The sequence below is a fragment of the Flavisolibacter tropicus genome, from assembly GCF_001644645.1.
Classification (GTDB): Bacteria; Bacteroidota; Bacteroidia; order Chitinophagales; family Chitinophagaceae; genus Flavisolibacter; species Flavisolibacter tropicus.
The window spans coordinates 1797468-1822888 of the sequence record NZ_CP011390.1 but is presented as its reverse complement, the minus strand read 5'-3'; the positions used below and the strand labels follow the sequence as shown (position 1 = coordinate 1822888).

General features: G+C 42.3%; 21 protein-coding genes. 9 read left to right on the top strand and 12 right to left on the bottom strand.

All coding sequences use genetic code 11. From position 1 onward, the window contains the following. Positions 1 to 159: 159 nt before the first annotated feature. The 4 genes from SY85_RS07595 to SY85_RS07580 all read right to left on the bottom strand — a co-directional run bounded on the left by SY85_RS07595 (position 160) and on the right by SY85_RS07580 (position 10105). The gene (locus tag SY85_RS07595; RefSeq protein ID WP_066403093.1) at positions 160 to 1605 is read right to left on the bottom strand and encodes a phytoene desaturase family protein; all 1446 of its coding nucleotides are present in this window, start codon (positions 1603 to 1605) and stop codon (positions 160 to 162) included. Between the two features lie 185 nt (positions 1606 to 1790). Then, positions 1791 to 2204 (bottom strand): hypothetical protein, encoded by a 414-nt coding sequence (locus tag SY85_RS07590; RefSeq protein ID WP_226999041.1) that lies wholly within the window; start codon positions 2202 to 2204, stop codon positions 1791 to 1793. Positions 2205 to 2260: 56 nt separating this feature from the next. Beyond that, a complete protein-coding gene (locus tag SY85_RS07585) occupies positions 2261 to 3319 on the bottom strand; it encodes an NAD(P)/FAD-dependent oxidoreductase (RefSeq protein WP_066403091.1) in 1059 nt (352 codons plus the stop codon). Between the two features lie 675 nt (positions 3320 to 3994). Continuing rightward, positions 3995 to 10105: an alpha-2-macroglobulin family protein gene (locus SY85_RS07580; RefSeq protein WP_066403089.1), complete on the bottom strand. Its 6111-nt coding sequence runs from the start codon at positions 10103 to 10105 to the stop codon at positions 3995 to 3997. A gap of 154 nt (positions 10106 to 10259) precedes the next feature. On the opposite strand from SY85_RS07580, the gene SY85_RS07575 reads away from it, so the two are divergent. Together SY85_RS07575 and SY85_RS07570 are read left to right on the top strand one after the other, a co-directional pair. Next, entirely contained in the window at positions 10260 to 10997 is a 738-nt protein-coding gene (locus SY85_RS07575) for a DUF4476 domain-containing protein (protein ID WP_066403087.1), read from the top strand. A 162-nt stretch (positions 10998 to 11159) separates the two neighbouring features. Further along, entirely contained in the window at positions 11160 to 12170 is a 1011-nt protein-coding gene (locus SY85_RS07570; protein WP_066403085.1) for a DUF4476 domain-containing protein, read from the top strand. A 119-nt stretch (positions 12171 to 12289) separates the two neighbouring features. On the opposite strand, the gene sucD is transcribed toward SY85_RS07570, so the two are convergent. From sucD to SY85_RS25910, 6 genes are all read right to left on the bottom strand, one after another. Beyond that, positions 12290 to 13165, bottom strand: a complete 876-nt coding sequence (gene sucD / locus SY85_RS07565; protein WP_066403083.1) for a succinate--CoA ligase subunit alpha — start codon at positions 13163 to 13165, stop codon at positions 12290 to 12292. A gap of 285 nt (positions 13166 to 13450) precedes the next feature. Then, a complete protein-coding gene (locus SY85_RS07560; RefSeq protein WP_158512944.1) occupies positions 13451 to 13900 on the bottom strand; it encodes a hypothetical protein in 450 nt (149 codons plus the stop codon). Positions 13901 to 14052: 152 nt separating this feature from the next. Next, the gene (locus tag SY85_RS07555; RefSeq protein ID WP_082886327.1) at positions 14053 to 14925 is read right to left on the bottom strand and encodes an ABC transporter ATP-binding protein; all 873 of its coding nucleotides are present in this window, start codon (positions 14923 to 14925) and stop codon (positions 14053 to 14055) included. Between the two features lie 3 nt (positions 14926 to 14928). After that, positions 14929 to 15669 carry an MlaE family ABC transporter permease gene (locus tag SY85_RS07550; RefSeq protein WP_226999040.1) on the bottom strand — a complete coding sequence of 247 codons (741 nt, stop codon included), beginning with the start codon at positions 15667 to 15669 and terminating at the stop codon, positions 14929 to 14931. Continuing rightward, positions 15666 to 16628, bottom strand: coding sequence for a phosphate acyltransferase (locus tag SY85_RS25915; RefSeq protein ID WP_236938284.1), 963 nt, complete (start codon positions 16626 to 16628; stop codon positions 15666 to 15668). The genes SY85_RS07550 and SY85_RS25915 overlap by 4 nt, the downstream gene beginning before the upstream one ends. A gap of 29 nt (positions 16629 to 16657) precedes the next feature. Continuing rightward, positions 16658 to 18022: a malic enzyme-like NAD(P)-binding protein gene (locus SY85_RS25910; protein WP_226999038.1), complete on the bottom strand. Its 1365-nt coding sequence runs from the start codon at positions 18020 to 18022 to the stop codon at positions 16658 to 16660. A 636-nt stretch (positions 18023 to 18658) separates the two neighbouring features. Here SY85_RS25910 and SY85_RS07540 point away from each other — a divergent pair. Genes SY85_RS07540 through SY85_RS07510 form a run of 7 tightly spaced genes read left to right on the top strand, consistent with a single transcriptional unit; the run spans position 18659 to position 23350 of the window. Beyond that, the gene (locus tag SY85_RS07540) at positions 18659 to 19492 is read left to right on the top strand and encodes an ABC transporter ATP-binding protein (RefSeq protein WP_066403079.1); all 834 of its coding nucleotides are present in this window, start codon (positions 18659 to 18661) and stop codon (positions 19490 to 19492) included. A gap of 9 nt (positions 19493 to 19501) precedes the next feature. Then, positions 19502 to 20332 (top strand): hypothetical protein, encoded by an 831-nt coding sequence (locus SY85_RS07535; RefSeq protein ID WP_148661131.1) that lies wholly within the window; start codon positions 19502 to 19504, stop codon positions 20330 to 20332. A 19-nt stretch (positions 20333 to 20351) separates the two neighbouring features. Continuing rightward, a complete protein-coding gene (locus SY85_RS07530; RefSeq protein WP_066403068.1) occupies positions 20352 to 20723 on the top strand; it encodes a GntR family transcriptional regulator in 372 nt (123 codons plus the stop codon). Positions 20724 to 20752: 29 nt separating this feature from the next. After that, complete coding sequence (locus SY85_RS07525) at positions 20753 to 20938, top strand: hypothetical protein (RefSeq protein ID WP_066403066.1); 186 nt, start codon at positions 20753 to 20755, stop codon at positions 20936 to 20938. Positions 20939 to 20962: 24 nt separating this feature from the next. Further along, positions 20963 to 21661 carry a DUF4097 family beta strand repeat-containing protein gene (locus tag SY85_RS07520; RefSeq protein WP_066403063.1) on the top strand — a complete coding sequence of 233 codons (699 nt, stop codon included), beginning with the start codon at positions 20963 to 20965 and terminating at the stop codon, positions 21659 to 21661. Continuing rightward, positions 21654 to 22562 (top strand): ABC transporter ATP-binding protein, encoded by a 909-nt coding sequence (locus SY85_RS07515; RefSeq protein ID WP_066403061.1) that lies wholly within the window; start codon positions 21654 to 21656, stop codon positions 22560 to 22562. Before SY85_RS07520 ends, SY85_RS07515 begins: the two co-directional genes overlap by 8 nt. Before the next feature lie 5 nt (positions 22563 to 22567). After that, a complete protein-coding gene (locus SY85_RS07510; protein WP_066403059.1) occupies positions 22568 to 23350 on the top strand; it encodes an ABC transporter permease in 783 nt (260 codons plus the stop codon). A 118-nt stretch (positions 23351 to 23468) separates the two neighbouring features. Here SY85_RS07510 and SY85_RS07505 read toward each other — a convergent pair whose 3' ends face one another. Continuing rightward, a complete protein-coding gene (locus tag SY85_RS07505) occupies positions 23469 to 24134 on the bottom strand; it encodes a hypothetical protein (RefSeq protein ID WP_066403057.1) in 666 nt (221 codons plus the stop codon). A gap of 94 nt (positions 24135 to 24228) precedes the next feature. After that, positions 24229 to 25413, bottom strand: coding sequence for a M20 metallopeptidase family protein (locus SY85_RS07500; protein WP_066409480.1), 1185 nt, complete (start codon positions 25411 to 25413; stop codon positions 24229 to 24231). Positions 25414 to 25421 lie beyond the last annotated feature (8 nt).

The window sequence follows — 25421 nt, the reverse complement described above, 5'->3', positions numbered from 1 at the left end:
CGTTAGAAGGTGATGACGGGTGGCAAACTTTAAATTGCATGTCACAAGTTTTACGCTTCAAGCTGCACGCTACACGCAAGAAAAGATAAATTTAAGGTGCGTGAAGCGTGCAGCGTATAGCTTGCAGCTTTTTAAAAGCAGCAATCGGAATGCCTAACATTAATGCAGAGCAACCGCCTTTCTTCCAAACACATCTTTTAAGGCTCTTTTGGCTGCATAATAGCCACACATGCCGTGAACTCCCCCGCCCGGCGGAGTAGAAGAGGAGCAGATATAAATACCTTTTGCTGAAGTTTTATAAGGCGATAATCGTAAGGCGGGACGCGTAAACAGTTGTCCCAAGTCTGTTACACCACCAATAATATCACCTCCAATGTAATTGGGATTATAGGCTTCCAGCTGATTGGTATTCATAATATGCCTTCCGATGATTCTGTTTTTAAAGCCTGGTGCAAAACGTTCAACCTGGGCTTCAATACGCGTAGTCATGTCTGTAACAGAGCCATTAGGAACATGGCAATAGGCCCAGGCAGTATGCTTCCCTTTTGGTGCACGGGTTGTATCAAACAAACTTTGCTGGGCTAAGAGAACAAAGGGTTTGTCTGGATGTTGTCCTGCTGCAGTTAATTGTTCAGCTGCAGCTAGTTCTTCCAGTGTGTTTCCTAAATGTACCGTTCCGGCGTGCCTACAAGCTTCAGCTGTAAAAGGTATAGGTTCATCCAATGCCCAGTCTATCTTAAACACACCCATACCATAGCGGTAACGCTCCAGTTGCCACTTGTAGAGGGAAGAAAAACGATGTCCTGCAATTTGTAATAATTGGCGAGGCGTAACATCCAATAATACAGTATGAGCGGAAGGGAGTTGGTTTAATGAACGTATATATTGTCCAGTTTCAATAGTGCCACCTAATGACACAAAATAGGAGGCCAGTGCATTGGCAATGGCTATAGCGCCACCCCTAGGTATAGGCCAGCCAACTACATGCCCAGTTGTTAATAAAACTAAACTGATAGCTGATGTAGCAGCATTGATTAGTGGTTGTATGGAATGAGCAGCCATTCCTGCCAAAAGTCCTTTAGCTTCTTTTGTTTGAAACCCTTTGGCTAAATGAGTGGCAGATGTTAAGGCTTTTAATCCAAATAGGGCCATGTCTATAGGATGTTTTGGAAAACGTAGCGGCCCTAATACATCTGTCGCCAACTGCGGCCAGCTTTTTACCAATGGCTGTATGAGCTTTATGTAGGCCTCTTTGTCAGTTCCAAGTGTTTGTGCAGTTTGCTCTATAGACCGGTGTAGTGCCGCTGCCTTTCCGTCATCAAATGGGTGTGCCGCGGCAATAGTGGGTTGAATATATTTCAGGCCAAATTGGTCTAATGGAAGTGTTTTGAAAAAAGGGGAGCCTAATGCCAAAGGATGAATAGCTGAGCAAACGTCATGTATAAAACCAGGTAGTGTTAGTTCTGCAGATCGGAGACCTCCACCTATTGTATCTTTTGCTTCTACAATCAATACTGAAAGTCCTGCTTGTTGTATTGTAATACCAGCCGCTAACCCATTCGGCCCAGAGCCAACGATAATTGCATCATAATCTCTTTTCTCCACACCCGTTTAATTACGTTCATTAAGTTACGTGAAGTTTATGGGTGTACGCGCTTAAACTCCATATAGCTGCTTTGGATCTTGTCTGGCTGAGGAGTTACAATGTGTTTGATAATCAGGACTCTTTTTCACGTTTCACTTTTCACGTTTCACCTTTCACGTTTCACGGTCAAGCTTCGTGCGCAAGCTTACAGCGTAGCCATAGCTGCCTCTTGTTTGCTTTCGCGTGGCTTCTGTATAAGGTAGTAAAAAGCTAATATCAATGCACCAATGGCAAAAGGAATTATGGCCAGGTGTCTGCCCTCAAAGCCATTCCAGATATGTATTGTATCAATATGAAAGAATTCGCTGATCATCCAATACGAGTTTGCCGAGATCCAGAATGCAATAGCCAGATTATGTGCCAGTTCTGCTTTTATATCGCGGGTGCGCCAGGCAATGATAATGGCAATGATCAATGTAGGGGCAATCATGGCTATTCCCAATACTTTCCAGATCATGCACCAGCTCAGATCTTTGAGTAGCCAGAAAATGATGTGCATGTTTTCCATTTTCCGATAACGGGCCGGAATTACATATTGGGGCTCATTGCTTTCTTTCATGTAGTGTGTGTGACGACTTTTGAAGTATGGCGTCAAAAATAATATTTCCCAAAAACTTATTTGGCCAAAATTCGACTAAAGCGGTGTACGTCGGCTTCAGGCATTATCGGCAGGCCATGAACAACGTGTTGTACCAATTGATTGGCAAAGAAAGGTGCCAGTGAAGTACCCTTGGTTCCCATGCCATTAAAAATGCCTACAGAAGGTAAGTGCGGATGCAGTCCCACAAAGGGACGACGTTCTACAGTGGCTGGGCGTACGGCTGCTTTATGTGCTACTACTTCAAAAGGCACCTTCAGCCAGTTCTTTAAATGTTGAAGGGTTTGCTCATAAAATTTCTCTGTAGGCTTATCATCCTCAAACTCCCATTGATAATTAGAGCCTACCCAAAACATATTTTGTTCTTGTAATGGTGCCAGTATCATTCCTTTCTTGAAGATGTACTCATTAATCAATTCCTCGCTATGAATGATCAATGCTTCTCCTTTGTTTGCAGAGAAGGGGAGCAGCTCAAACCAGGGATTGTTCATGGATGTGATACCATCGCAAAAGATGATTTTTTGTGCACTGATTTCTCCATACTTAATGCCATCTTCTGTTACTTGTAAAGCATTCAGATCAAAGTGCTCTTCAAGAATAGCATTTTGATTTTTTAGAACAAGTCGCCATGCCTGTAAAAGACCGGAAAGATTCACGATAAAGGCTGGTCGAACCTGTCCGCAGCCGAAATCGTAATTAAAATACTGGTTGAAATGATTCTGATCGGGAAAGGGGTGCAGGTAGGTGTCATCTTCTGTAATCCGGTTTACAAAAGCATCACGCATTTGTGGCGAGGTGAAAAAATCAATCGCACCTTTTTCCTGGATGAAGTTGTGTCCCAAATAGCTGCCTATAGAAGTATAGGTTTCCTTGGCAAAAGGAATAAGCTCATCGATCATCCAGGAGGTTACATAGCGCCTACCCGTGATCGGGTTGATTAGCCCCGCTGCTACTTTTGAAGATGTATTTTCTTTGCCTTCGTCAATGACCAAAATGCTCTTGCCCTCTTTGTGTAGAAACCAGGAAAGCATGGTACCACAGATGCCTTGTCCAACTATTAAAAAATCAAATGTCATAATGCGTATGTAAAGATAGATTTGAGATTTGAAGTTTGAGGTTTGAAATTAGGTGTCTCGTAGGAAGGATTCGTATAGAGCGAAGGAGTAGGATTTTAAGATTCCTGATTTTAAGATTTCAGATTGCCCATTTCTGATTTCACTCTTCCACTTTCAACCTGTCTGTCATTCATAATGCCTCTTGCCTTTGTTATCCTGAACGAAGTGAAGGATCTCAGAGTCTTCATTTATTAACCTGTTTGCTATCTGTAAAGACTTTAACTGTCATGCTGAACTCGTTTCAGCATCTGCTCTTGCCTAAAAAGAAGCCTAAACCCTAAACGAACACTTATCTTAAAAGCCAGCTAACCCTCTCTCATCTGCCGTCCTTCCTTCACCATTACTCCTCTGCTACTTCATAGCTACTCCTCTGTGTACCCTAGGTAACACCGTACCTCACCCGTATCTCGGCCCTACTACGGCCGATCCTACCACCGTACCCTGCCTAGGTAACCTGCATGCAAACAGACATAAATAGTAGAGAAAAGAATAATGTAAATAGGGAAGATATCTGGAAAAGAAGAGGTTTAAAGATACAAAATTGCTTCAGGAGATCAGTGTAATACAATTAGAAACGAAAAGAAAAAAGGCCGCATCTAAAATGCGGCCTTTTTAAGTTGCAATAACTATTTAACACTATTCTACAGTAAGTCTTACACCTTCACTATGCGCTGAAAACTCTGGTGCATATAAGCACTGAATCGTTGTAATTCCATTGCTAAAGTTGCCTGTATGGGAAACAAACAGCGGGTATTCAAACACATAGGTGCCTTTTTGCAAATAAGGGAAGAAGAAGTTGGTGCTGGCGTCTTTGGTGGTTTCATAATACCCTAAGCCACCCTGCCATTTATAACCGCTTAAAACATTCACTGGTTCTAATCCAGATGCACGCATATCCTTCATGTGCACATATTCCATATCTCTATCTACACGCAGTTCCACGCGTACTTTTATCTTATCGCCTACAGCTACCGGTACGCCTTCTTCAACAGGAGTCAACACAGGACCGTGATCGGTGTTCTTTTCAATGAATAATTTCTTTGAAAGTTTTAATGGTGTAGCAGCCGAAGTGATCTTATCCAAGTCTTCAAAATACTGCCAATAGACAGCACCCCAGCTTGGTGCATTCACCGGCTGACTGGCACCTGTATGTTTTGTCTCGTTAACGGTAACAGTTATATTACCCATTTCAGGCTTAATAAACTGCGGCTCAATTGTCTTTTTGAAATAGCCAGTTCCTGCTTCTGTTCGGTTATTGTCTTGAGAGGAAACAGTAGTGCCTCCTAATTTTACAGTAACCACCGGTTCGTTTGTCAACCATTCAGATCCTTGTAAAAGCATGGCATAACATGCATGGGCTGTGGCCTTAGTAGTATGCCAGTTGTTGGTCTGTTTGTTCTTGATCAGCCACGTGCGCATATCATCAACCGCCTTAGTGTCTTTAGTGATTTCACTAAAGGCTTCAATCAATAGCGATTGTGTTTCAATTGGCGCATGATACCAAAGCCAGCTAAAGCCAAAGCTGTTGTCTTTCCAATACATGCCCATCTCTTCGCTTATCAATGCCCGCTCTTTCAATGACTTCAATATTGCTACAGGCGTTTTAGTGTCGCCTGTACGGTGAAGCGCTAGCGCAATCATGCCTTGCCCGTTTTTGCCAGCCTTAGTCCATTGCGTTTGTGCCTGTTTGCGGTAATAGTTATACGCAGTTTGCACATCTTTACTAATCGAATAGTCTAGCAGCATGCTGCGCATATACAGGTACTGGGCTTGCAACGGATCGCATGGCTGAATTTTCAGATTAGCCTTGGCTTTGATCAAGCGATCATAATCTTGCTTGAGCTTCATGTCTAAATAAGGAAGGGCTTTGCTTACTATGCTGCTAAGTTCTGTGCCGCCCTCAAGCGTAATAGCTCCTAATTGTTTTAATTGACCAACGCCGGTAAGTATGTATTGGGTCATGTAGCGATCTTCTGGTGCTCCTTTGATCCAAACAAAGCCACCATTCTCACTTTGCATTTCTTTTAGCTTCTGCAATGTAGTCTTTAGCTCACCGCTCATCCGCACCAGATCAAATAACAAAGCAATGTTCTTCTTTTGCTGTGTTTCTGATTTTGCTTGCAGTACCCACGGTGTTTCTTCTAATAGTGCTGATTTTAAATCCTCATTTTTCTGCAGATTTGATAACAAGGCAGCGGTATCAATGGTCTTCCATTGTTCCATGATCTGCTTCACCCGAGGTGCATCTTTTACAATCTTCATGGCCAGCACATTGGCATAATACCGGTTCCAGATCTGCTCTGTGTACTCACATTCCTGCTCCATCAAATAGGGGAGAGCCTGTACCGCATACCAGGCCGGATTGGCAGTATATTCAACAGACAGATTAAGGTGTTGTAATGTCTCACTGTTTGTATTCAACAGTTTTTCAAACGTAAAGTTTTTAGTGCCCGTACCGCGCATAGGTAATGGCAATGTTTCTGTCACCAGCATTTTGTTGGTCAGTACAGGTATGGCTGCTTCTTCGCCATCACTAAAGTTGCCAGATCTGGCCACTACACGCCATGCCAGGGCACTGTTGAAGGTAAAGGGTACTTCAATAGGGAACTTTACAACTTCGCTTTGCCCGGGTGCTACCGTAAAATATTGATTAGGGAACATGTTTTGAAACCAACCATCTACAGACGTATTGGTAGCTGCATCAACCAATTGTAATTCCGCCTGACCCGTCATTTCTTTATCGGTGAGGTTAACGATTTTGGCTGTTAACTCCAGTCGATCACCTTGGCGTAAGAAGCGAGGCGCATTGGGTTGTACCATCAATTCTTTTTGGGTAACCACTTCTTTCTGCAAACTACCAAATGCCAGTTCTTTCGTGTGGGCAAGTGTTTGCAACTTCCAACGTGTTAAAGCTTCTGGTGTGGTAAAGGAGAAAGAAATATTACCGGCAGAATCTGTCTGGAGATCCGGAAAGAAAAAGGCCGTTTCATTTAAATTCTTGCGGATTTGAATGGCGCTATTACCTTCTGGAGTTGAAGTAGAAGTGTCTGTTACTTGTACATCATCTATATCTTTATAAACTCCATTTACGGCTACTACTTCCATCCTTTGTGCCATCGCTGGTGCCGCAGAATCAGTAGTAGGCATGGCTTTGCTCTGTTTTTCACGTGCAGCACTATTAGCAGCGGCGGCACTTTTTACAGCCATCCTTCTATTGTAGGAATAAACTCTGGTGTCTTCCTCAAAAAAGAAACGATCGTACTGTTTAAAGAAACCTTGGTAGTCGCGGTCATTTACCCATTTGATTTGAGACGGTACGGCGCTAAAATTTTGAGTGCCTTGCCATTGTCCAGTACGGTAGTAGCTGGCCCAGATTGAAGGAATAGACCAGTTGTGTGGTTTAAATTGATCCAACGAAGCATCATACATGCTAGCCAATACTTCAGCAGCCGCTCTGTCGCCTTTATACCCACTGATCTTTACCTGCCATTTTTCCTGGCTGCCAGGCAGTAGTTTATCCCTGAAAGTGCTATAGGTAATGTCTAACTCTTTATTGCTCCATGGCACTGAAACGGTTTCACTATATTGGTAGAAGCGGTTGTGCTTGACAAAGAAAAAGCTTACACCATAACCACCACGGTCAGCTTCTGTTGCACCTAATTCAATAGCCCGCTTTTCATTGTTCAGCGTAGTGTAGTTGTAGGTGTATGCATCGTTTTGTGCTTCTTTATTCTTGTCGGTTTGTTGAACCAGGAAAACATCATTAGCTGATGATCCAATTTGAAGACTTGTTTTTTCACCCGGTTGTATGTCTTTATTTGTTGCTACCGTCCATAGATAATCGGGTTTTGCCAGTTCTTTTGTTTTTGTATCAAAGACTTCTACATATTTGATGTCTTTTACTTCTTGTCCCTCATTATCCTTTGTTATGAATTCAAACTGATAGAAGCCCGGCTTTACATTAAGTTTCTCTAATGCCCACGCACCATTTATTCTGGTACTGTCCGTTTGAGTATATATTGTTTGACCTTTTTGCCAGCTGGTACGATCGCTTTCATTGCTGTATTCATCATTAGGGAATAAGCGAATGTATTCCTCCTTACTCATTATATATTGGTCAGGTTGTTGCCAATACCGTTTGCGGATCAGGCGTTGCTCGGGTTGCAGCTTAGCGATGTTTAATGTAACAGTAGCCTTTTGTACTTCCCCGTTCATGTTCTTGGCTTGTACCTGAATAGTCTTCAATGAATCAGCAGCAATTCTTTCAGGTGTGTATATTGAAAGTAAGAGCGACTTGTAACCAGCAGATACAATATTCTCTCCGCTACGCGTTTCACCATTTATATCGGTAATATCAGTATAGATACGATAGTCAAAAACAGGTTCCAGTTTGCGATCAATCTTTTTATCTGGAATAGCTGTAAAACGAACGGTGAACTTGCCATCTTTATCAGTTGTAGTTATACCATGAGCAATCTCCATAGTTTCAGCACGGGGTAGCCACCAACGCCAGGTTAGCCATGGGTAGATAAAACGTGGCTGACGCACTACACGGTAAGCTACTTTTGCACCATCTATATTATTGCCAGCATAGGCTTTTGCAAATCCTGTGACGGTTACGGTGTCGCCTGCTTTGTAGGTTTCTTTTACTTTTTCAAAATCCACATAAAACTTCGGACGCTTGTATTCTTCAACAGAAAACTCCGCCATGCCATTGCCTTCTTTGTCTCTTATAGAGAACTCTCCGTTCAACAAATTCTGCGGGAGGTTGAATTTGCCAGTAAACGATCCAAACTCATTAGTGGTCACAGAAAGTGAATCGATATCTTCATAATTGGCATTTCTTAGAAGGATAGTAGTTTTATAATTGGTGGCAATGCTGTTTTCTTTACCTTGTTTATTGATCACAATACCTTTTACATAGATGGTTTGACCTGGGCGGTATAAGGCACGATCAGTAAAATAGAAGATCTGTTTAGTTGCAGGTTTTTCATTGCGTTGATCGTAGTAGTAGGTATGGTAGAATGGATCTTCCATGTTGAGAAAGTCAGAACCTGTTCTAATATCCAAATAATAGCTGTTGTCTTGCTTTTCTTTTTTGTTAACTACTTCAATAAAGCCATTTTTATCAGATTTATACTCACCCAGCTTTTGTTTCTTATAGCTTGAAGTTTTGTAATCATATTCTTGCGTAAACACTTGAACAGCGGCATTTGCTATTGGTTGGCCACTTTCGCGGTTAAGGATAAAGAACTGGTTGTTTAAGTTGATATAGCTGATATTGGATACATAGAAAAGCTGGGCAGCCAGGTGGTACTGTTTCCCAAAATTGTCATTGGTGGCTGTTAGTAAAACATACTCTCCTACCGGTAGGGCATCGATCTTTACTTCTGCTGCATGTTCTTGTAAGTCATTTGTGGCTGGAAGTGCTTGTTGCCATTGGCGTAGGGAAGTGGTCTTTGTTAACGCATCCCATTGTTTATCCTCATAGAGGCTACGCATTAGCTTTTTTGTACTGCTATCGGCTTTAATAATGCGGAAGTAAAGGGAGGGGACATTTTTGTAGGTAATCAAGGAGCGGAATGGCAGGTTGGGCACATTCACTCTTTCTATTTCAAACCGGTAACTCGGGCGGTTGATTTCCTGCAATAGGTTGTAGCTATTTGTCCAGCCTTCATTTTTATCTTTATTCTCTTTGATAATACGCTCCAAAATGGTTTTGGCCTGTACAATAGCAAAGCGGTTCGTGGTATCTTTCAGTGGCGCGTATTGCTGTCCTGATTGATAATAATAGGCCGCTAATAAAAACCAGGCTTGTGAAGCGCTAGGTATGTTCTGCCATTTATTCGTTAATTGCTCCAATGCCTGTTTGTACAGATCGTCTTTGTTGGTCAGTACAGTATTTTGATAAACAAATTGCAGACGATCAATATCCGCATCTATTAAGGCTGAAGGGTCTTTATCTGCTATATGGAAACGGATCAGCTCCTGGTAAATTAGTAGCGCTTTATAGTGTAGTGAAATGGAATCGTTGGTAACAAAGCGGGCCTTTGCATATTCCTCTGCTGGTGCAAAGGCTTCCCGTTGATTGATCTCAAATGCGTAGGCTGGCTTTTTAATGTCGCGCTCGCTATTATTAAAATAGTTTAATGCTGTATGTGCTAAAAGATCATACAAAGTAGGCCGCAGACTGCGAACATTCCCCTTTAGTAAAATCGCTTCATAGTTGTCCAGCTTTGTAGATTGCAATAGGGGCTTGTTTTGCAACGATTGCAAATACAAGGAGCTGATCTTTTTATGTAGGTCTTCTGCTGTCCACGTGGCAATGTCCTCTTTTTTAAAGTCAACCGTATTGGTTCTATTATATAACTGGTAGCGTTGCTGCTGGAAATATTGCCAGTAGCGATTGGCTAATAAGCTTTTCAAAATGGAAGTGGCCGGCTCTTTTACCTGGTTTACTTCTTTTTCCAATTCCCGGATGCTGACAACTTCATTGTCTTCCCGGTTTTCAGCTTGTAGTTCAGTGATATATACTAATGCTTTGATCAGTTGTGCATCCTGACCCTCTGCTTTAGCTTGGGTATAAATTTTCTGCACCTCTATTAATGCAGATTTAGGTAATTCCTTTTGTACCAGGTCATTTACTTTCTTCCATTGGGCGTCATAGGTCTTGACCTTTTGGGCATACAATAAACTGGCGCTGCAAAGGATAATGGCTAAAAACAAAAATGGCTTAATCAATTTCATAAAGCTTAAAATCTAACAGTAATTGCAGTAAAGATGCACGAACATAAACAATTACATAATGTTGCGAGCGGCTTTACGGCTTTAACGTTTGTTTATAAAGGTCGTTCTAAACGTTGAATAAACTCTGCCGTCTATCAGGTGGAGGAACCAAATTATGAAAGCCATTTTTACTTTTTTATTCGCTACAAGCATTGCTACGTCTGCCTTTGCTTACAATGAAGGCAAGTTGACCATTACGTTGGCATCCAAAAGCAATATGCAAGTGGTTGTGGATGGACGTGCGTATCAGCAAAATGACAACTCAATTGTCCTAAACGATGTACAACCGGGCAATCACCGCATCCAGATTTACAAGGCCTATCGAAATGGCAATGGTAATGGACGTGGCCGAAATGACCGCAATGAACTGTTGTATGCTACTACAGTGCAGGTAAAGCCTAATTACCATGTTGATGTAATGGTGAACCGTTTTGGTAAAGCGTTGGTTGATGAACAAGCCTTACGATCTAACGGCCGCTGGAATGATGATGATGACTGGTATGGTGATAACAATAGCGGGGGCTATAATAACAATGGGGATTATAATAATAAATATAACCAGGCCATGAGTGAGAGCGCCTTTAACCAGTTTCTGCAACAGGTGAAAACCCAGTGGTTTAATAACGGTAAGATGAATACAGCTAAAGACGGCCTGAGCCGAAACTATTTTGCCACATCACAGGTAAGACAAGTGTTGCAGTTGTTCTCATCTGAAAACGACAAGCTGGAGCTGGCTAAGCTGGCTTATCGCAATACGGTTGATCAGCGTTCCTACTACCAGCTTTATGATGTGTTCAGTTTTCAGAGTACAAAAGATGAACTGGACCGTTATATAAAAGATTATCGCTATTGATTGGTGGAGTATAGGAAAGGCCTTTACTCCGGTAAGGGTCTTTTCGTATACCCATATTTGTTAATGATTGACTATTTAAAGAATGTTTTAACTATGCATCTTTAACAATACATTACTCCCCATTCCCTTTAGTTTTGAACGAACAAAGTAAATCGTCCCTATATGAGAAAAATACTATTTACCCTTTCTTTTTTTGTTGCACTTTGTGCTTTTGCTGCGCCCCCACGTGGAGGAAAGCTGACCATTTATAGCCATGATAAATCCACTATTCGTATTACTATTGACGGCAGACGTTATCCTTTAGAATATAATATGCTGGTGTTAAATGATGTGGAGCCAGGCAATCATACCATTAAAATAACCGAGGTGCAAGCATCTGGTTACAATGTACCCACCAACCGCGAGAAAGTATTGTATAATGGTTCTGTTTACGTCCGCTCTAACTATCACGTAGATATTGTGATCAATCGCTATGGTAAAACGTTGATTGATGAAATGGATATCAACAGCAGTAGCTATAACGAAGAAGTGTATGATAACGACGGTGATTATAATTACGGAAATGCCATTTCTGATCTTGACTTTGATGCCTTGAAAAGAAGCCTGCAACAGGAGAAGTTTACGTCTAACCGAATGGCAAAAGCTAAAACCGCTATCAGCAGCAACTACTTTAAAACGGAGCAGGTAAGACAGATGGCGCAGCTTTTTTCTTTTGAGGATGATAAAATGCAATTGGTAAAGCAAGCCTATCCAAAGACGGTAGATCGCACGAACTATTATCAATTATCTGACATATTCTCTTTTAGTTCCAGTAAAGACGCATTGACTCGCTTTATACAAGAGAATAGCAGTAACTATGATAATGGTACAACAAGTAAGACTGTTATTAGTGATGTTGATTTCAATAGAGTGAAAAGCAATATACAGGCATCCTATTCAGATGCCACTAAATTAACAGCTGCAAAGCAAGCGATTGACGGATACTACTTTACTGCATCTCAAGTGAAAGATATCGTATTGATGTTCTCTTATGATGCCAATAGACTGGATATTGCCAAGTATGCCTATGGTAGAACCGTAAACCAGCCTGATTATATGTTGTATTTGGGCGACGCCTTTGCTTCACGTACCAGCAAAGATGAACTGACCCGTTATATTGCAAACTATCGCTAGAAGAATAGAATTTGTTATATAGATAAAGAAAGCCCCTGTTTTTCAGGGGCTTTCTTTATGATGTATTAGGGCACTAAAAAAGCGGCAGATCTGCCGCTTTTTTACTATTTGGAAAGAGCTTATTTCTTTAAAGCTTCTGCCATTGTTTTACCAATATCAGCTGGGCTTTGTACTACATGAATTCCACATTCTTCCATGATCTTCATTTTAGCAGCAGCTGTATCTTCAGCGCCACCAACTATAGCACCTGCGTGACCCATACGACGGCCGGGAGGAGCAGTTTGACCAGCAATAAAACCTACTACAGGTTTTCTGTTGCCATCTTGTTTGATCCAACGAGCAGCTTCTGCTTCCATACCGCCACCAATTTCACCGATCATTACAATAGCTTCTGTTTCTGGATCGTTCATCAATAATTCTACTGCTTCTTTAGTAGGAGTACCAATGATAGGATCACCACCGATACCAATAGCCGTAGAAATACCCAAGCCAGCCTTAGCTACCTGGTCTGCAGCCTCATATGTTAATGTACCAGACTTAGAAACAATACCAATACGTCCTTTCTTAAATACAAAGCCAGGCATGATACCTACTTTACACTCTTCAGCTGTAATAACACCAGGACAGTTTGGTCCGATCAGGCGCGTATTCTTGCTCAGCAAGAAGTTCTTTACTTTCACCATATCCTGAACCGGAATACCTTCAGTAATACAAACTACTAATTCTACGCCGGCATCAGCAGCTTCCATGATAGCGTCTGCAGCGAATGCTGGTGGTACAAAGATGATAGAAACATTAGCACCTGTTGCTTTAACACAATCAGCCACAGTATTGAATACCGGACGGTCTAAATGCGTAGAGCCACCTTTACCTGGGGTAACACCACCTACTACATTTGTACCGTATTCAATCATTTGCGAGGCATGAAATGTGCCTTCTGTACCGGTAAAACCTTGTACCAGTACTTTCGAGGATTTATTTACAAGAACGCTCATAGTGATTTTTAAAGTTGGGCAAAAGTAAGGAATTCGTGTAATGGAGCGTGAAGATTAGAAAATGAGCTTGGCAAATAGATGAAATACTAAGCTCATTTCACCAGATTAATTACTTAAAGAGGAGAGGAATAGCTTGGTTTTAGCTTCAATATGGAGATTGTAACAATAAAAAAAGCCTGTAATATACAGGCTTATATCACACTACCCATCCGAAAGTTAATTAGTTGACTAGGTGTTTTCGCTGCGATGCATACATAACTACAAACGCCACTGCAATGATGGTACTTATACTGCAATGATGGTACTTATAATGAGTATGAAACCGCCCACCAAGCTAAAGCCCAATAAAGCAGCAGAAATGACTAGTGGGGTCAGTTCGCCCACGGTATATATCGCAAAACCAGTTTTCTTTAATTTACGCATCTGAAGAACACCAATCAGGCAAAGCGTAGTAAATACTATCGTGGAAATAAAAAGGAAATAGCGATAGTCGTATGTTTTTTGGTAGATCTCTATGGAGCTTTGAACCATATTGTTGGCCATCTCATTATCACCAATTCGTTCTTGCGCCTTTTCAAATTCCGCCATTTTCTGTTCATAGTTAGACGAATCTATAAGGCTATAAACGCCCATTATATAGGCGATTCCGCAGCCAATAAGTGAAAGAATTGATAGGGTCTTAAGAGTGCCCGTCAGGCCCTTTTGTTGTGGTTCAAACAGGTCATTACTTGACATAGTTGCAGTTTGGTTGCTCGTTTCCATGAATACGTTCTTTGAAAGAAAGATACTGCAAAAAATACCAAAAGCAATAGTTGTATATTCAGATGTATAGGCAGGAGGAGTAGGTGTTTAATACAAACACTCGTAGCGCTATCAGTTGTGGTCAATTATTGAACAGGAGGGTTGGGCGTTTCCTCATTATCAGAAGGCGGAATAAGTGGCTCCTCTGCATTATTTATGATCTCTTCAATGTCGCGGTTTTCAGGTACCATACCTGTCTCTTCCAGCATACGCATGTCTTTGGCGTCCTTGAGGAATTTGGAGGCAAAAATGAAGTCGTTAAGGCGTTCGTTCTTACTAAAAATGATGTCTTTGCTATTGCCTTCCCATTCTTTTTCTCCCTGGTACATGTAAATAATATTATCACCGATCTCCATCACACTGTTCATGTCGTGTGTGTTGATAACGGTGGTGATATTATATTCCTCGGTAATTTCCTGGATCAACTTGTCAATCAGTCCAGAGGTTTGTGGGTCCAGGCCAGAGTTAGGCTCGTCTACAAAGAGATATTTGGGATTGAGTACAATAGCACGTGCAATGCCCACGCGTTTCATCATACCGCCCGATAATTCAGCGGGGAACTTTTTATTGGCACCTTCCAGATTCACACGCTCCAGTACTTCATTTACCCGGTTTAGTTTTTCCTTACGTGTTTGTTTGGTAAACATGTCTAGTGGGAAAATGATATTCTCCTCTACCGTCATACTGCTAAATAGGGCAGAGCCCTGGAATAGCATGCCAATTTGTTTGCGGATTTCCTTTTTCTCCTCCACCGTCATTTTGGTAAAGTTCTGACCATCATACATAACATCGCCTTCGTCAGGTTGAAATAGGCCTACAATGCATTTCATTAAGACCGTTTTGCCACTACCACTACTGCCAATAATGAGGTTACACTTGCCCGTTTGCATGGCAGCATCCACTCCATTTAATACCGTCTTATTTTCAAAGCCTTTACGTAGGTTTCTAACTTCAATCATAACTTATAAGAGTAAAGCGGATAGAATATAGTCGGCAAACAGGATAGCGATACAACTAACCACTACTGCCTTAGTGCTGGCGCGTCCAATTTCCAGGGCGCCCCCTTTTACATAATAACCATAAAAAGCAGGTATGCTGGAAATGATAAAGGCAAATGTGTAGCCTTTTACAATGGCAAAGAAAACATTGTATGGTATAAAGGCCATGAGCAAGCCTTTGTCAAAGGTTTCTGCCGAAATGATACCGGACATAGTAGATGCCAGGCGGCCACCCCAAATACCCAGGATCATTGAAATAACAACCAGCATAGGGATAACAATAACAGCCGCTAATATTTTGGGTAATACCAGGTAGGTCTTGGTATTGATTCCCATGATCTCCAGCGCGTCAATTTGTTCTGATACCCGCATGTTTCCCAATTCACCAGCAATTTTACTGCCTACCACACCAGCTAATACTATACAAACTAGGGTAGGAGCAAATTCAAGGATTACCGTATCGCGTACAATCATAGAGATGGTCTCCCTTGGAATCAAAGGAGTGGTCATCTGGTAAGCAGTTTGTACAGCCGATACGGCACCAATGAAAACGGAGATAATAACCACAATTCCTAGAGAGCCAATACCAATTTCAGAGCACTGATGCATAAATTCTTTCCAATACATTTTCCCGTTTTCAGGCTTGGAAAACATGGTTCTCAGCATCAAAAGGTAACGACCGGCTTCATCTAGAAATGTCATCATATGTTATTTCGTGCTTCTTCTTTATTTGATCTTTTCAGTCTCTTCCACCAGGAAGAGCGACGCATAGCCTCTTCTGTTGCTTTTTGGCTTTTCAACTGAGCATCTACAACCGCAATTGTTGCCATATTTACAATGTTCCGTACAGAGCTTCCTAGTTGTAAGATATGCACTGGTTTCTTAAGTCCTAATAAAATCGGGCCAATGGCATCAGCCGATCCTACTTCCTTCAGCAGGTTATAAGCTACGTTACCAGCTGCCAGGTTAGGGAAGATCAGTGTATTTACCTCTTTATCTACGAGTTCGCTAAAGGGATAGTTTTCCTTCAAAATGTCGTTGTTTAAGGCTACACTGGCTTGCATTTCACCATCAACGACCAGGGAAGGCATGCGCTCTTTTACAATAGCGCGGGCCTTGGCAACCAGTTGTGCCTCTGGAGAATCAGAACTACCAAAGTTGGAATAGCTCAACATAGCTATCCGTGGCTGCAAGTTGAAGTGGCGTACCTCCTTTGCAACTAATAAGGTGATCTCTGCCAATTCTTCTGCTGTAGGGTGAAAGTTAACCGTTGTATCTGCCAGGAAGAGTGGGCCTCTCTTAGTCAGCATTAGGTACATGCCAGCTATTCGCTTGGTGCCTTCTTCCATACCAATACAATGAATGGCAGGACGAACAGTGCTAGGATAGTTTTTTGAAAGACCAGAGATCATACAATCAGCATCGCCGGTTTCTACCATCATACAACCAAAGTAGTTGCGGTCTTTCATCACCTTGCGCGATTCGTACCAGTTAAAGCCTTTACGTTGACGCTTTTTAAAGAACAGCTCGCCATACGTGTTTCGTTGCTCCTCCATGCTGTCACTGCGTGGATCCAGAATGGGCAAGCCTTCGATATCGATACCATTTGCAGCAGCAATGGTGCGGATCTTGGCTTCATCTCCTAATAAGATAGGATAGCCAATACCTTCATCAATAACAATCTGTGCAGCTTTCAGGATCTTGGCATTATCGGCATCGGCAACACAATACGACGGGGATCGCGGCGGGCGCGGCTACCTAACACACGGATCACCTGGTTGTCTAAACCAAGGCGTCTGTTCAGGTCACTTGAATAACCTTCCCAATCAGTAATGGGGCGTTGTGCTACACCGCTTTCCATGGCTGCTTTTGCCACAGCAGGAGCTACCGTAGCCAGCAAGCGAGGATCTAAAGGTTTAGGAATAATATAGTCGGGACCAAAACTGATGGTCTTTTCATTATAAGCCAGGTTTACGATATCGGGTACGGGCGTCTTTGCTAAGTCGGCCAAGGCGTGTACAGCAGCCAGTTTCATGGCTTCATTGATCTGCGTAGCACGTACATCCAGGGCACCACGGAAAATGTAAGGGAAGCCCAGTACGTTGTTTACCTGGTTAGGGAAGTCGCTACGGCCAGTAGCCATAATAATGTCTTTGCGTGCAGACGTAGCATCTGTCCAGCTAATTTCCGGATCAGGGTTAGCCATGGCAAACACGATAGGGTTCTTGGCCATGCTTTTCACCATCTCGCCTGTTACCACATTGCCCACGCTCAGACCCAGGAATACGTCGGCGTCTTTCAGCGCCTTATCTAGCGTTAAGTCGGACTTGGCGTTGGCAAAGCGTTTTTTAAATTCTTCCAGGTCGTCTCGGTCTTTATGTAAAGGCCCCTTTATATCAAACACGCAGAAGTTTTCCGGACGGGCACCTAATGATACATAAAGATTAATACAGGCCATAGCGGCTGCACCGGCACCATTCACCACAAAATGTACCTTATCGATCTTCTTCTTTTGAATTTGAAGGGCATTCAATAAGGCGGCTGAAGAAATGATAGCTGTGCCGTGCTGATCGTCGTGCATGACAGGAATAGACATTTGCTCGCGCAATGCCTTTTCTATATAAAAGCATTCCGGTGCCTTAATGTCTTCCAGGTTTACCCCTCCAAACGTTGGCTCCAGCGCCTTTACGATCTGCACAAATTTTTCAGGGTCTTTTTCATTGACCTCAATATCAAATACATCAATATCGGCAAATATTTTGAACAAAACGCCCTTGCCCTCCATTACCGGCTTGCTGGCTTCAGGACCAATATCGCCTAGACCCAGCACAGCTGTACCATTGCTGATAACAGCCACCAGATTGCCCTTGGCGGTGTATTTATAGACATTTTCCTTCTGGGCTGCTATTTCTTTACATGGCTCTGCTACACCAGGGGAGTAGGCCAGGGATAAATCCCGCTGGGTCTTGGCTTCTTTAGTAGGTACTACCTCAATTTTTCCCGGCTTTCCTTTCGAATGATATTCTAATGCCTGTTGCTTTCTTAAGTCGTTTTGCATAGTATTTTTTTCGTGTATAGTGAGTACTGTACCATCCTTGTAGTTAGGGCAGGTTCACCATTACCCACTGCTCTCATCACAATTCGGGCGCAAAATACAAATTAATCAGCGGGGAATGTCAGAACCAGAATTTGAGGAGCTAAGAGTGAAAAGAGGGAAAGGAGGAAAAGAGAATATTGAACAAGGAACAGGGAATGAAGAAGATAGAAGTTAGAAAAAATCGAAAAGGGAAAGTCGAAATGCGAAAGGAAGAAAGAAGGAATTGGGAAAAAGAGGGGAAATGTTGAATGCTCAATAATCAACGCTCAATGCTCAAGGAACAAGGAATGATCCGAAAACAAGACACAAGCGGCAGGATTCGACCTATTTTGTTCCTATCGAACAAAACCCTACCAAAAGAAGCTGCCGATGCCACCTTTTCAAGGTGATCATGGTAAAAGAGGGTAGGTACGGGTAAGCGAGTTTAAGACTGGCAGTAAAGGTCATTATTAGCTAAATACCGTTTATCGTTTTTAATGACCGTCGAACCTTCAATACCAGCTTTTTTAATAAATAGCCGGAAAATGGATTTGGAAAACTGGAAAAGCTATCTATCTTCGTAGTGTACTATTTAAGTAGTACACTAAATCACTGCATATGGTATCAATCCAAAACTTGCATTTCAGTTATAAAAAGAAAAAGGTGTTTGATGGGCTAAACCTGGAATTGAAGCCTGGACATATATATGGTTTGTTGGGAAAGAACGGCATGGGGAAGTCAACCTTGCTATGCAATATGGCTGGTTTGCTTTTTCCCAAAGAAGGGGTGGTGCGGGTGAATGAGTTTAACCCGGCTGAGCGCCAGGCGGAGTTTCTACAAGGTATATATATGGTACCTGAAGAGTTTCACCTGCCTAATATTAGCATCGAAGCTTTTTTAGACGGCTATGCGCCTTTTTATCCTCAGTTTAATAACCAGCAGTTTCAGCAATACCTGCACATTTTTGACATTCCCAGGGACAGTACGCTGCAGCATATGAGTTATGGTCAAAAAAAGAAAGTGCTGATCTCTTTTGCGTTGGCATCGAATGCCAAGTTGCTGTTGATGGATGAGCCTACCAATGGACTGGATATTATGAGTAAGAGCCAGTTTCGGAAAGTATTGGCAGAGTCTATTAATGATGAGCGCTGCATTATCGTTAGTACTCACCAAGTAAAGGATCTGGAAAATTTAATTGACAGGGTAACTATCATTGAAGATGGTCGCATCCTCTTTGATCAAACAGTAGAGGCTATCGTGCAAAAACTATCATTCCGCTATTCTTTTGATGATGCCGAGGTAAAGGCTGCTTTTTATGCTGAGCCCTCATTGCGAGGCAGTGTGATTGTAGCTGCAAATACGGAAGGCGAAGAAGGAAAGCTAGACCTGGAGCTGCTTTACAAAGCCATTGTAACCAATGGTATCACTATTCAAAAACTATTCAACGTATAAATGCATTCTATGATTCCCTCTTTTGATTTTAGCAGATGGGTATTGCTGGTGAAACAGCACTGGATTGAAAATAAGAAGCGCTACCTGTTATCGGTAGGTGCCGCTGCGGGTATTTTATCCATGTGGTTTTTCTTTATGATGATGGTCAACGATTTGGACCCAATGGAAGACAGCATCCAACGAGGAACGTATTTCTTTCTTCTTTTTTCTGGCGGTTGTTTTTATGCCAGCCAGTTCTTTAGAGAACTGGGTTCAAGGAGCAAGGCCATTAACTATTTGCTATTGCCGGCTTCTTCTTTGGAAAAACTGATGGTAAGTCTCTTATATGTAGTCGTGCTTTACTTTATCGTTTATACTGCCATCTTTTTTTTGGTAGATATGATAATGGTAAACTTTGCGAATGCTTTTCATTCGGCCTATAATACACCTAATGCCAATGGCGTGATACATAAGGCAAGTGTGGTCAATGTTTTCAGTTGGTTTGGTATTGAAAACGCTATTCCGTTTTTCTTAGCAGCTTTCTTCGCCGTACAAGCAGCTTTCTTATTAGGGTCGGTTTATTTTGAGCGATACAGTTTTGTAAAGACCATTATCAGTCTCTTCTGCCTACTTATAGTGTTATGGCTAATAGTTGGCTTCCTTTTGAATTCACTATTGCCGCATGGCAGCTATATGAGAGATATTGGCACTTATCGCATATCCAGTGAAAAGGGTGAAGGTGATTACCTGATAGAGCTGCCATTGGTTATACGAAAAGTAATCATAGCGTTGTTTCAATGGGGATTCCCGTTTTTCTTCTGGGTGGTTACGTATTTCCGGTTAAAGGAGAAAGAAGTGTAAGTTTTAAAACAAATTATTTATGCAATTCCGAGAATCAAGCGCGATATACTTACAAATTGCCGAATACGTATGTGAGCGTGTGTTGCTCAAAGAATGGAAGTCCGAGGAGCGTATTCCGGCTGTGCGGGAACTGGCTATGCAACTGGAGGTGAATCCGAATACAGTAATGCGTACCTATGAGTTTCTGCAGCAACAAAACATCATTTATAACCAGCGGGGGATTGGCTATTTCGTATCGGCCGATGCTATCAACAACGCCATGCAATACAAGAAAACAGAGTTTATGGACAAAGAGTTGCCTGCCGTTTTCCGCAATATGTACATGCTGGGCATGGATGTAGAAGAGTTGAGACCCCAATTTGAAAAGTTCAAGAAACAATACCTCAGCTAACCTTAACCATAAACATCAAACATTTCATCATGAAAAAAGAACTAACAGATATTGAGCGTTTAAGTCCATTACTGATTGGGATATTGTTAATGGTGATCCTGTGCTTTATCTGGAAACCAGCTGTCAATAAACAGCATAATGTAGTGAAACCTTCTTCTGCAATAGAAGTGGATCTGTGGAATGTGTGGCAAGTAGGGGTTTATGTTATTAATTAAAACGAACTGATTAATTATTTACTGATGAAAACAAGTAATAAACTATTATTAGGAGGCCTGCTTACCATTATGCTGGTACTGCTAGCTGTAAATGTGGCCATATATGCACGCTACAAAGCGGGTAATTATGTGCCATTCAGCGAAAAGAAAGACGAGGAAGCGGCAACGGTGAAAGAGTTTGCTAATGCACGATCCATTGATATCCGCTATCTCACTAATGTGGTGGTACGTATTGGTGATAAAATGAAAGTAGAGCAATTTGGTAATCAAGCTGACAAAGTTGTATTAAGTGAGCAGGGGGGTAGGGTAACAATAGCCTTAAAAGATTCCATTGGCTCCAGGACCATGTTTGATTATACCATTGTATATGTGCCCGAAAATGCTGTGATCACAGCTTACAAGGCGTATGTAAACGTAGAAGGAGAAGCTGGGAAAACGATCCGCAATCTAAACTTCATAACTTCTGGCGGACTATTAGGTATTGTGCAGGATAAAAACGGGCTGCAAATTGATAGTCTGAATATAGAAGCTGCCAATCAGGCCACCATTGAATTAAAGAATGCACACATCAATAAAATGGCTGTTCAACTGAATGACTCTGAGTTAAAAGAAGAGAAATCTGACATTCAGGAATTACAATTGAAAGCCGATAGCGCCTCTCGTATTAACCTTCAATATAAAAATCTATCAAACCTAACCAATAAAGCAACTGCTCATGAGTAATCTTATTATTAAAACCAGCGGTCTGAATTATACATTCAGCAATGGCTTTCAAACATTAAAAGATGTAAACCTTGAAGTACCCAAAGGTTCGATCTATGGTTTTCTAGGCCCTAACGGAGCTGGTAAGACCACTACCTTACGACTGCTATTAGGCTTGTTGAAAAAGCAGGAGGGAAGTATTGAAGTGTTTGGGGAAGATCTGGCAACCAACCGGGTCAATATTCTTAAGCGCTTAGGTTCATTAATTGAACAGCCTTCCTTGTATGGCCACCTGACTGCTAAAGAAAACCTGGAAATATACCGTAAGTTATACCAGGTAAGCCAACTGCGTGTAGCAGACGTATTGAAGTTGGTTGGATTAGAAGATACTGGCCGCAAGAAAGCAAAGCAGTTTTCGTTGGGGATGAAACAACGGCTGTCCATTGCCATTTCCCTTTTGCATCAACCTGAATTGTTGATATTAGATGAGCCTACAAATGGATTAGATCCTAACGGCATTATTGAGACCCGCGAATTGATCAAAAAGCTAAATACAGAATTTGGTGTTACCATTATCGTTTCCAGTCACATTCTGGCGGAGATTGAAAAGATGGCAACTCATGTAGGTATTATCCATAAAGGAAAGTTCTTGTTCCAAGGCACGTTGTCAGAATTACAGCTAATGAAGGCTAAGGAGAGCCAGCTTCAGGTAATAACCAGTAATAATGATACGGCGCTTCGTGTATTACAACCTCAGTTTAAAGTGGAAAGACAAAATGGCCACATCATTCTTCCATTTAACAACCGGGAAGAGACAGCTTTGGTAAACCGCATCCTGGTACAGGAGGGATTGGATGTATACCACTTACACGCTCAACAAACCAACCTTGAACAATTATTTATTGACCTTACTACAAACTAATTGCTATGAATATTCTAATCTCCACACAGACAGAGATCTTAAAGACAAAGCGTAGTGCTTCTTTTTGGTTAAGCATTATTGCTGCCCTATTCCTGCCCACTCTTTTTTCTATTGGTTATTCTGTAGAACCAGAGAGTTTAATCAGGCAGATGAAACTAAGTGGTAATGCCTGGAGCTTCCATTTTGGGAATGCCTGGCAGGTAGCTAACGCCTTCCTATTTCCCATGTTTATCATTTTGATCTGCAGTTTGATTCCTCAAATTGAATATAAGAACAACACCTGGAAGCAGGTATACGCTTCGCCTCAGCCTTTAGCGAATGTGTACTTCTCCAAGTTTATATCCATCCACATGATGATCTTTTTCTTCTTCATGTTGTTTAATGTGTTCCTAATTTCATTCGCTATCATCGTCAATCTGATCAATTCAAAATTCCAGTTTTTAGATCAAAGTATTGATTGGGCTATGCTTGGCCGCTTATGCTTAAAAACATATATTTCTATTCTGGGCATTACGGCAATCCAATACTGGCTAAGTTTCCGTATCAAAAACTTTATAGCGCCGGTGGGTATTGGATTGGCAATGATCATCGCTTCCATCATACTGGCACAAATTGGTTGGAAGCATATTTACAAGTTTCCCTTTGCACATCCCTTCCTAACCTTACAATCAATTGGGAAGAACAACAGCCTAGTGATAGAAAATCATGAATTAAACTCAATAGGGTATTGTGCTTTCTTTTTGATTCTTGGTTATTTGGATCTGAAGTTTCGTAAAGAACGCGGATAGGGTTGCGTGGCATGCCATTTGAAACAATAGATAAAACTTAACTTATGGCAGGTGATCCAAACAAAAGAGGTGCTGCTGGTCGTCGCACGGCGAGTCAGCAACCTCGTTCACAAGCTAATCAACAAGGCATGCGGAAAGCTGCAAGTGGAAGCACTTCATCTAGCAGAAGTACTCCGTCAACTTCCCGGGCATCATCTTCAGGAAGTGCATCAGGGGGCAGTAGCCGCAGTCGTACGGGTTCTTCAACTAGTCGTACAGGCACTTCTAGTAGTCGCTCAAAAACAACTAGTAGTGGGTCTGCGCCTTCCACTGGTCGTTCAGGCTCCTCCAGTGTCCGTTCTAGTTCTGCCAGCAGTCGTCCGGTAGCGGCTAGTAGCCGTTCTGGAATGTCCAACAGTCGTACTGGATCTTCTAGCAGTCGTTCAGGAACAACCAGCGGTCGTACTGGAACTACTGCAAGTGGAAGAAGCGCTTCTGGTAGTCGTACAGGTGCTTCAGCCAGCCGAACTGGTACTTCCAGCAGCCGGTCAACAGCCTCCAGAAGCAATGTTTCTGCATCAAGAAGCAGAACTTCTGCCAGTAGTGCTGCAGGAGGACGAAACGCTGCACGGACTGCAGGAACAGGTAGTTCTTCTACCGGTCGCGACACCTCGAAAAGAGGAATGACTTCCGCCAGTTCAAGAACTGCAAAAACGCCCGTTCGTAAGTCAAGTGCAAGTTCCCGTAGCAACGTACGCAGTACCAGTAGCCGTAGTGCATCATCTGGAAGAGGCGCGTCATCCACGGGGAGAGGCTCTACCAGGGGTAGCCAGTAAGAAAGGAATTAGTAATAGAAAAGAAAAAGACCTATAAGCTTTACGTTTATAGGTCTTTTTAGTTTATTGAAAATTTGCTGTGGCTCCGAACGTGGCCATCATGCCAATGCCGATCTCAATGGCCGATTCGTCAATATTGAACCTTGGCGTATGTACGCCAGATGTAATGCCCTGAGCTTTATTTGCGGTGCCTAAGCGATAGAAGCAACCTGGGATGGCCTGGGAATAAAAGCCAAAATCTTCAGCTCCCATGCGTACTTCGGTTTCTTCCACCTTTTCTTCTCCCATATAGTCTTTTGCTATTTGCTTGGCATATTCGTGCAGTCCTTCATGATTATAAACCGTAGGATAGCCTACATCGATATGTAAATCGGCTTCTCCGCCCATAGCTTTCACCAGGAACTCAGTTTGCCTGCGGATCAACTCATGAGCTTTAAAGCGCCATTCTTCATCCATAGCTCTGAAGGTACCCATCAGCTTTACCTCAGTGGGTATAACATTAGTAGTATGGCCGCCTTGGATAGATGTGATAGATAAAACAGAAGGTGATAATGGATTGTTATTGCGACTAATTACCTGCTGCAGGCTAACAATTAAGTGTGAGGCAATCAGGATAGTATCTGCCGTAAGATGTGGAGCTGCCGCATGACCACCCTTGCTTTTAATGGTAATATAGAGTTCGTCAGCGCTGGCCATGATCTTGCCTCCTCTGAAACTCAATAAACCTGTTTCCAGTTGCGGATTAACGTGTAAGCCAAAAATGCACTGGGGTTTAGGGTTTTCCAGTACGCCTTCATTGATTAAAAGGCTAGCACCACCGGGGTTCTTTTCTTCTCCCGGCTGGAAGATCAGTTTGACAGTGCCTTCCCAATCGTTCCTTGTTTCCGATAATATACGGGCAGCTCCCAGCAAACAGGTAGTGTGTACATCATGGCCGCAGGCATGCATAATACCCGGTTTGGTGGATTTATACGGAACATCGTTTTCTTCTGTAATGGGTAAAGCGTCCATATCTGCACGAAGGGCAACGATCCTGCTTTGCGGGTTGCGGCCCTCAATGATACCAATAACACCTGTTGTAGCTTTTACTTCAAAGGGAATATTATAGCGCTTCAGATGTTCCTGTATATACTTGGACGTTTCAAATTCCTGGTAACTCAGTTCAGGATTTGCATGAAGATGATGGCGAACATTTATGTAGTCTGGAGCATAGGCCTGCGCCAGTTGTTTGATTTTTTGTTGTATCATACGGCTGC